This is a genomic window from Streptomyces sp. NPDC059456 (genome assembly GCF_042750055.1).
Taxonomy (GTDB): domain Bacteria; phylum Actinomycetota; class Actinomycetes; order Streptomycetales; family Streptomycetaceae; genus Streptomyces.
In genome coordinates this window covers 1-7,821 of the sequence record NZ_JBHYVA010000397.1, presented here as the reverse complement: position 1 = coordinate 7,821, position 7,821 = coordinate 1, and the positions used below count along the sequence as shown (strand labels likewise).

7 protein-coding genes are annotated in these 7,821 nt (G+C 71.2%); 3 read left to right on the top strand and 4 right to left on the bottom strand.

The genetic code is table 11. The annotated features are described in order from the left end of the window. Positions 1 to 122 precede the first annotated feature (122 nt). Genes ACFXA3_RS28075 through coxB form a run of 3 tightly spaced genes read right to left on the bottom strand, consistent with a single transcriptional unit; the run spans position 123 to position 3,219 of the window. Positions 123 to 521 carry a cytochrome c oxidase subunit 4 gene (locus ACFXA3_RS28075; RefSeq protein WP_030291781.1) on the bottom strand — a complete coding sequence of 133 codons (399 nt, stop codon included), beginning with the start codon at positions 519 to 521 and terminating at the stop codon, positions 123 to 125. Beyond that, entirely contained in the window at positions 518 to 2,248 is a 1,731-nt protein-coding gene (gene ctaD, locus ACFXA3_RS28070) for a cytochrome c oxidase subunit I (RefSeq protein WP_385191243.1), read from the bottom strand. The genes ACFXA3_RS28075 and ctaD overlap by 4 nt, the downstream gene beginning before the upstream one ends. Further along, positions 2,245 to 3,219, bottom strand: a complete 975-nt coding sequence (gene coxB / locus ACFXA3_RS28065) for a cytochrome c oxidase subunit II (protein WP_385191241.1) — start codon at positions 3,217 to 3,219, stop codon at positions 2,245 to 2,247. The genes ctaD and coxB overlap by 4 nt, the downstream gene beginning before the upstream one ends. Before the next feature lie 283 nt (positions 3,220 to 3,502). On the opposite strand from coxB, the gene ACFXA3_RS28060 reads away from it, so the two are divergent. After that, on the top strand, positions 3,503 to 4,882 hold the full coding sequence (locus ACFXA3_RS28060; RefSeq protein ID WP_385191239.1) for a cysteine desulfurase/sulfurtransferase TusA family protein: 1,380 nt from the start codon (positions 3,503 to 3,505) through the stop codon (positions 4,880 to 4,882). Positions 4,883 to 4,939: 57 nt separating this feature from the next. Here the strand turns inward: ACFXA3_RS28060 and ACFXA3_RS28055 are convergent, their stop codons facing one another. Further along, the gene (locus ACFXA3_RS28055) at positions 4,940 to 5,917 is read right to left on the bottom strand and encodes a carbohydrate kinase family protein (protein ID WP_385191237.1); all 978 of its coding nucleotides are present in this window, start codon (positions 5,915 to 5,917) and stop codon (positions 4,940 to 4,942) included. A 132-nt stretch (positions 5,918 to 6,049) separates the two neighbouring features. Between ACFXA3_RS28055 and ACFXA3_RS28050 the strand changes: the two genes are divergently transcribed. After that, the gene (locus ACFXA3_RS28050) at positions 6,050 to 6,274 is read left to right on the top strand and encodes a hypothetical protein (RefSeq protein WP_385191235.1); all 225 of its coding nucleotides are present in this window, start codon (positions 6,050 to 6,052) and stop codon (positions 6,272 to 6,274) included. Between the two features lie 111 nt (positions 6,275 to 6,385). Then, the coding region (locus tag ACFXA3_RS28045) for a hypothetical protein (protein WP_385191233.1) at positions 6,386 to 7,821 on the top strand (1,436 nt) is incomplete at its 3' end.

The window sequence follows — 7,821 nt, the reverse complement described above, 5'->3', positions numbered from 1 at the left end:
AGAGTGCCCCACACGAATTGAAGGTTTCAGATTTGCGGCGCGGGGGGTCAGGCCACACGCGGGGCCGCGACTCCACCGTTGGAGGTGTCCGGGCCCCTGGTCACTGCTGCGCGACTGCGGTCCTACTGGTTCTGGTTCTCACCGCGGTAGTACTCGTACACCCAGCCCCACAGGCCGATCACGATGATCGGGGCCGAGAAGTACATGAGCCACCATCCGAAGATGACGCCCATGAACGCGAGCGCACCGCCGATGCCCAGCGAGAGCGGCTGCCAGCTGTGCGGGGAGAAGAACCCCAGCTCGCCCGCCTCGTCGGCGACGTCGGCCTCCAGGTTGTCCTGGGCCATCTCGTCCACGCGCTTGGCCGTGAAGGCCAGGTAGTAGCCGATCATGACGCTCAGGCCGAAGGCCAGGAAGAGCGCGGTGGTTCCGACGGGCTCCTTCGACCACACGCCGTACACGACGGCCATGATCAGGATGAAGAAGGAGAGCCAGAGGAACATCTTGCCCTGGATCTTCACTTGCCGGCCTCCTTGCCACCCGCGACGGCCTTCGGGGCCACGCTGTGGTCCTCGAGGTGGTCGAGGGCCGCGATCTCAGGGTGGTGCAGGTCGAACGCCGGGGACTCGGAGCGGATCCGCGGCAGGGTGAGGAAGTTGTGCCGCGGCGGCGGGCAGGACGTCGCCCATTCGAGCGAACGGCCGTAGCCCCACGGGTCGTCGACCTCGATCTTCTTGCCGTACTTCGCCGTCTTCCAGACGTTGTACATGAACGGCAGCATCGACATGCCGAGCAGGAACGAGCTGATCGTCGAGATCGTGTTCAGGGCGGTGAAGCCGTCGGCCGCGAGGTAGTCCGCGTAACGACGCGGCATGCCCTCGGCACCCAGCCAGTGCTGCACCAGGAACGTGCCGTGGAAGCCGATGAACAGCGTCCAGAAGGTGATCTTGCCGAGGCGCTCGTCCAGCATCTTGCCCGTGAACTTCGGCCACCAGAAGTGGAAGCCGGCGAACATCGCGAACACCACGGTGCCGAAGACGACGTAGTGGAAGTGCGCGACGACGAAGTACGAGTCGGAGACGTGGAAGTCCATCGGGGGCGAGGCCAGGATGACGCCGGTCAGACCACCGAAGGTGAAGGTGACCAGGAAGCCGATCGTCCAGAGCATCGGGGTCTCGAAGGACAGCGAGCCCTTCCACATGGTGCCGATCCAGTTGAAGAACTTCACACCGGTCGGTACCGCGATCAGGAAGGTCATGAAGGAGAAGAACGGCAGCAGCACACCGCCGGTGACGTACATGTGGTGGGCCCACACGGTCACGGAGAGGCCGGCGATCGCGATCGTCGCGGCGATCAGGCCGATGTAACCGAACATCGGCTTGCGCGAGAAGACCGGAATGATCTCGGAGACGATTCCGAAGAACGGTAGCGCGATGATGTACACCTCTGGGTGTCCGAAGAACCAGAAGAGGTGTTGCCACAGCAACGCGCCGCCGTTGGACGCGTCGAACACGTGCGCACCGAACTTGCGGTCGGCCTCCAGCGCGAAGAGCGCGGCGGCCAGCACCGGGAAGGCGAGCAGGACCAGGACACCGGTCAGCAGCACGTTCCAGGTGAAGATCGGCATGCGGAACATCGTCATGCCGGGAGCGCGCATGCAGATGATGGTGGTGATGAAGTTGACCGAACCGAGGATCGTGCCGAAGCCGGAGAAGGCCAGACCCATGATCCACATGTCGGCGCCGATGCCCGGCGAACGGACCGCGTCCGACAGCGGGGAGTAGGCGAACCAGCCGAAGTCGGCGGCGCCGTTCGGCGTCACGAAGCCGGCCACCGCGATGGTCGAGCCGAAGAGGTACAGCCAGTACGCGAACATGTTCAGCCGCGGGAACGCCACGTCGGGCGCGCCGATCTGCAGCGGCATGATCCAGTTCGCGAAGCCCGCGAAGAGCGGGGTGGCGAACATCAGCAGCATGATCGTGCCATGCATGGTGAACGCCTGGTTGAACTGCTCGTTCGACATGATCTGCGTGCCCGGACGAGCCAGCTCGGCGCGCATGAAGAGCGCCAGCAGACCGCCGATGAGGAAGAACACGAACGACGTGACCAGGTACATCGTGCCGATGGTCTTGTGGTCGGTAGTGGTCATCCACTTCACGACGACACTGCCCGGCCGCTTGCGCCGCACCGGAAGCTCGTTTTCATACGAGTCGGCGGCGGCACCCTGAGATTCGTTGAGGATGCTCACAGTTTGTTCGTCTCCGCATTCCGGGCCGGGTCAGTCTGCTTGATGCCGGCCGGGAGGAAGCCGGTCTGCCCCTTCTCGGCCAGTTCCTTGAGGTGCGCCCGGTAGGCCTCGGGCGAGACGACCTTGACGTTGAACAGCATCCGGGAGTGGTCGACGCCGCAGAGCTCGGCGCACTTGCCCATGAAGGTGCCCTCCTGGGAGGGGACGACCTCGAAGACGTTGGTGTGGCCCGGGATGACGTCCTGCTTGAACAGGAAGGGGACCACCCAGAAGGAGTGGATGACGTCGTTCGACGACAGGATGAAGCGGACCTTCTCGCCCTTGGGCAGCCACAGGGTGGGCCCGGGGTTTCCGGTCTGGGGGTTCCGGTCGCTCGGGACGCCCTTCTCGTAGACGCCCTCGGCGCCCGCGGGGAAGTCCTTCGTGAAGCGGTCCGGAATGTTGGCGAGCTCCTTGGGGACCTCGCCGGCCTTCGGGGTCGCCGCATCGCCGTCGACGTTCTCGACGTAGTTGAAGCCCCAGCTCCACTGGAAGCCGATCACGTTGATCGTGTGCGCCGGCTTCGGGGTGAGGGCGAGCAGCTTCGACTCGTCACGCGCGGTGAAGTAGAAGAGCACCGAGACGATGATGAGCGGGACCACGGTGTACAGCGCCTCGATGGGCATGTTGTACCGGGTCTGCGGGGGGACCTCCACCTTCGTCCGGCTGCGCCGGTGGAAGATGACGCTCCAGATGATCAGGCCCCAGACCAGGATGCCCGTGATGAGGGCAGCTGCCCACGACCCCTGCCACAGGGACAGGATGCGAGGCGCCTCCTCCGTGACCGGATAGGGCATTCCGAGCCGGGGGAAGTCTTGCCAGTTGTACGAGCAACCAGTGGCGGTCGCCAGGACCGCGCCCGCAGTCAGCGCCTGCAGCAGCTTCCGCCGCATCGGGCGCCGCGGCGAGCGGTCGGAGCCGTAGGGACTCACGTAGCGCCTTCCCGAGAGTCTCGGCCCGCGCGGCCGGCCGCGGCCGTATTCGGGTCGGTCGCCGGCCCTGACGCAGGCAGGGGTTTGGATGTTTATGCGGACCAAACCCTACTGGACGCTATTTGGGGTCGCGCGGGGAGGGTGCCCAACGCGCCGCTACTGCCCCCGAAGGGATGGATCCGCCGTACGGGGGACGGCCCAACACCCCCTGAATGGAGGCCTCCGGAGGGCATCTGACGGCCCCTGACCTCGAACGTCACCGGTCGCCGGTTAGCGTGGCCGGATGCCTTACTTCGACACCGCGTCCGCCGCCCCCCTGCACCCCGTGGCCCGGCAGGCGTTGCAGGCGTCCCTGGACGAGGGCTGGGCGGACCCCGCCCGGCTCTACCGGGAGGGCCGGCGCGCCCGGCTGCTGCTGGACGCGGCCCGCGAGGCCGCCGCGGAGGCCGTCGGCTGCCGGCCCGACGAGCTCGTGTTCACTCCTTCGGGGACGCACGCGGTTCACACGGGCATCGCGGGGGTGCTCGCCGGACGCCGGCGCATCGGCGGTCATCTGGTCGTATCGGCGGTCGAACACAGTTCCGTCCTCCATGCCGGGGCGGCGCACGAAGCCGCCGGGGGGACGGTGACCCAGGTCCCGGTGGACCGCACGGGGGCGGTCTCCCCCGACGGGTACGCCTCCGCGGTGCACGCCGCGACGGCCCTGGCCTGCCTCCAGTCAGCCAACCACGAGGTGGGCACGGTGCAGCCGGTGGCGGAGGTGGCCGAGGTCTGCGCGGCGGCCGGGGTGCCGCTGCTGGTGGACGCGGCGCAGTCGCTGGGCTGGGGGCCGGTGGAGGGCGGCTGGTCGGTGCTCGCCGCGAGCGCGCACAAGTGGGGCGGCCCGGCCGGGGTCGGGCTGCTGGCGGTCCGCAAGGGAGTCCGGTTCTCGCCCCAAGGGCCCGCCGACGAAAGGGAGTCGGGCCGCTCCCCCGGCTTCACCAACCTCCCGGCCGTCGTGGCGGCCGCGGCGTCCCTGCGGGCCGTACGGGCCGAGGCCGACGCCGAGGCGGCCCGGCTGCGGATCCTCGTGGACCGCGTCCGGCGGCGGGTGGCCCGGCTGGTGCCGGACGTGGAGGTGGTCGGGGACCCGGAGCGGCGGCTGCCGCACCTGGTCACGTTCTCCTGCCTGTACGTCGACGGCGAGACGCTGCTGCACGAGCTGGACCGGGCGGGCTACTCCGTCTCGTCCGGCTCCTCCTGTACGAGTTCCACGCTGACCCCGAGTCATGTGCTCCGGGCGATGGGCGTGCTGTCGGAGGGCAACGTACGGGTCTCCCTGCCGCGGGGGACGACGGCGGAGGAGGTGAACGGCTTCCTGGAGGTCCTGCCCGGGGTGGTGGCGGGCGTCCGCGCCACGCTCGGCGTGGGCGAACCCGAGGCGGTGGAGCCGGTGTCGGACGCGCTGGAGATCGACGCCCTGGGGCTGCGCTGCCCGCAGCCGGTGATCGAGCTGGCCCGGGTCATCTCGGCGGTCCCGGTCGGCGGCACGGTGACCGTCCTGTCGGACGACGAGGTGGCCCGGCTGGACATCCCGGCCTGGTGCGCGATGCGCGGCCACGCCTACCTGGGCGAGTCCCCCCGCGCGGCGGGCGTGGCCTACACGGTCCGCCGGCAGGTCTGACGGCGGCGGGGCCGGTGTCCGGCCCCGCCGCCGTCCGGGACGCGCGGCGGCGGCCGGTTACGCGGCCAGGTGGGAGCGGACCTCGGAGGCGGCGGCTTCGCCGTAGGCCTTCGTGAAGCGCTCCATGAAGTGGGCGCGGGCCAGGGTGTACTCCTGGGTGCCCAGCGTCTCGATCACCAGGGTCGCCAGCATGCAGCCGATCTGCGCGGCCCGCTCCAGGCCGACGCCCCAGCCCAGACCGGTCAGGAACCCGGCGCGGAACGCGTCGCCGACGCCCGTCGGGTCCACCTTCGCCGTCTCCTCGGGGCAGCCGACGACGATCGGCTCCTGGCCGACCCGCTCGATCCGCACGCCCTGGGAGCCCAGCGTCGTCACCCGGGTGCCGACCTTGGCGAGGATCTCCTCGTCGGACCAGCCGGACTTCGTCTCGATGAGGCCCTTCTCGTACTCGTTCGAGAACAGGTACGTCGCGCCCTCCATCAGGGTGCGGATGTTCTCGCCGTCCATCCGGGCGATCTGCTGCGAGAAGTCCGCCGCGAACGGGATCCCGCGGGTCCGGCACTCCTCGGTGTGGCGCAGCATCGCCTCGGGGTCGTCGGCGCCGATGAGGACGAGGTCGAGCCCGCCCACCCGGTCCGCGACGGCCTTCAGCTCGATCTGGCGGGCCTCGCTCATCGCGCCCGTGTAGAAGGAGCCGATCTGGTTGTGGTCGGCGTCCGTGGTGCACACGAAGCGCGCGGTGTGCAGCACCTCGGAGATCCGCACGGAGGCGGTGTCGACGCCGTGCCGGTCGAGCCACGCCCGGTACTCGTCGAAGTCGTAGCCGGCCGCGCCGACCAGGATCGGGCGGGTGCCGAGCTGGCCCATGCCGAAGCAGATGTTCGGGCCGACGCCGCCCCGCCGTACGTCGAGGTTGTCGACGAGGAAGGAGAGGGAGACCGTGTGCAGCTGGTCCGCGACCAGCTGGTCGGCGAAGCGGCCGGGGAAGGTCATGAGGTGGTCGGTGGCGATGGAGCCGGTGACTGCGATGCGCACGGCGTGGATGCTCCTGCGGAGGACGGCGAGGGGACAGTCAAAACTACCCGGTCGCGGCCCGGCAGCCGAACGCACGAAACTACCCCGTAGTAGGTCTTTCTCCGCCCGCGGCGCCGTGCCTACCGTGCCTCCATGACCTACACCGATGGTTTCGGGTATGCCGGCATCGCCGAGAACGCCGCCGACACGCGGCCCGCTTTCGCCCGGCTGCTGGGTGACTGCGCCAGGATGGCACCGCACTGGGCGGTCCCGGCGGATCCCCGGCCGGACCGGGTGGCCCCGTCCCAGATCCACGGGATCAGCGTCCCGCCGGCTTCGGCCCGGCTGATCGCCTCCACGGCGGAGTACGGCGACTGACGCGTCCGTTCGGGGGATCTTTCCGGGGCCCCTCCCGGAGCCGGGGAACCGGTTCGCCGTCTGTTCCGTCACACCCGCATCAGCCAGTGCGGCGAGGCGAAGGAGCCAGCGGTGACCAGCGAACAACCCGACACATCACGCGCCACACGGCGGCGGCCGGCCTGGGCCATCGGCTCGATCGCGGCCGCCGTCCTGCTCGCGGGCGGCGGTACGGCGTACTGGGCGTCGACGGCCTACGGCGACGGCGGGCGGGGCGACCGTACGGGTGACAGCGCGGCCTCGGCGCCCCGCGTCGCGCCGGGTACCCCCGGGCCGGGCATCGCCCCCGGCGAGCCGGATCCGCACGGCGGCGGGGTGACGTACCGGGCCGATGTGGCGCTGCCCGAGGCCCCGGCGACCGCGCCCTCCTTCGCCGCGACGGGCGAGGTCACCTCGGAGGAGGTGGCCCGGCTCGCGACGGCCCTCGGCATCCCCGGCACCCCGCGGCTCACGGGCGAGGTCTGGCAGGCCGGGGAGAGCGCCGACGGCAGCGGGCCCCGGCTCACGGTGAACCGCAAGGCCCCCGGGACCTGGAACTTCTCGCGTTTCGCGGGGACGGGCGGCGCCGGTGACGACTGCAAGCGCGGCAAGGACACCTGCGGCCCCGCCGCCCTGCCCGCGGGCGGCGGGAGCGCCCCGGGGACGGACGCGGCGGACGGGGCGGCGGGCGCCGCCGCGGGCGGCAAGGGCGGGACCCCGGTGAGCGAGGAGGCCGCCAAGGCCGCCGCGGCCCCGGTGCTGGCGGCCCTCGGGCAGGACGGCGCCAAGCTGGACGCCCGGCTCACGCAGGGCGCCGTACGCGTGGTGAACGCCGACCCGGTGCTCGACGGGTTCCCCACGCAGGGCTGGGCCACGAAGGTCGGCGTGGGGGCGGACTCCCGGGTGGTGTCGGGCAGCGGCGAGCTGAAGGCGCCCGTCCGCGCGGCGGAGCGGCCGGTGGTCGGGGCCGTCGAGGCGCTGGCGCGGCTGAACCGCTCCTCGGCCGGGTCCGGCGGTACGGATCCCGGGCCCAGCGGCTGTGCGACCTCGGTCCCGCTGACCCCGGACACCCCGGCCGGCCCGTCGGACACGCTGCCCTGCAACCCGGAGCCGCGTCCGATGAAGCCGCCGAGGACCGAGACGGTGCAGGGGGCGGTGCTGGGGCTGGCGCCCGGGACCGTGGACGGCACGCGCGGCCTGGTGCCGGCCTGGCTGTTCGAGGTGGCGGGCGGCAACGGCGGCCCCGGGCGCACGGTGGTCCAGCCGGCCGGCGAGGACGCCTCCGGGACGCCGTCGGCCCCCAAGGGCGGGAAGACCGTGCCCGGGTTCTCGTACGAGGCGGATGACCGGAAGCTGACCGTCAACTTCTGGGGCGGAGTGTGCAGCACCTACGCCCTGGAGGCGCGCGAGGAGGCCGGGTCGGGGGGGGGGGGGGGGGCCCCCACCCCCCCCCCCCCCCGCCCGGGCGGGCGCATGGTCGGCGCCAGGCCGGGAGTGGAGGGGGCCCCCCCGCCCCCGCGCGGGGGGGC

What these genes read in the sequence shown, in the direction of transcription:
- ACFXA3_RS28060 (WP_385191239.1), top strand. Translation starts at nt 3,503, where the DNA reads ATGCCTTACTTCGACACCGCGTCCGCCGCCCCCCTGCACCCCGTGGCC.
- ACFXA3_RS28050 (WP_385191235.1), top strand. Translation starts at nt 6,050, where the DNA reads ATGACCTACACCGATGGTTTCGGGTATGCCGGCATCGCCGAGAACGCC.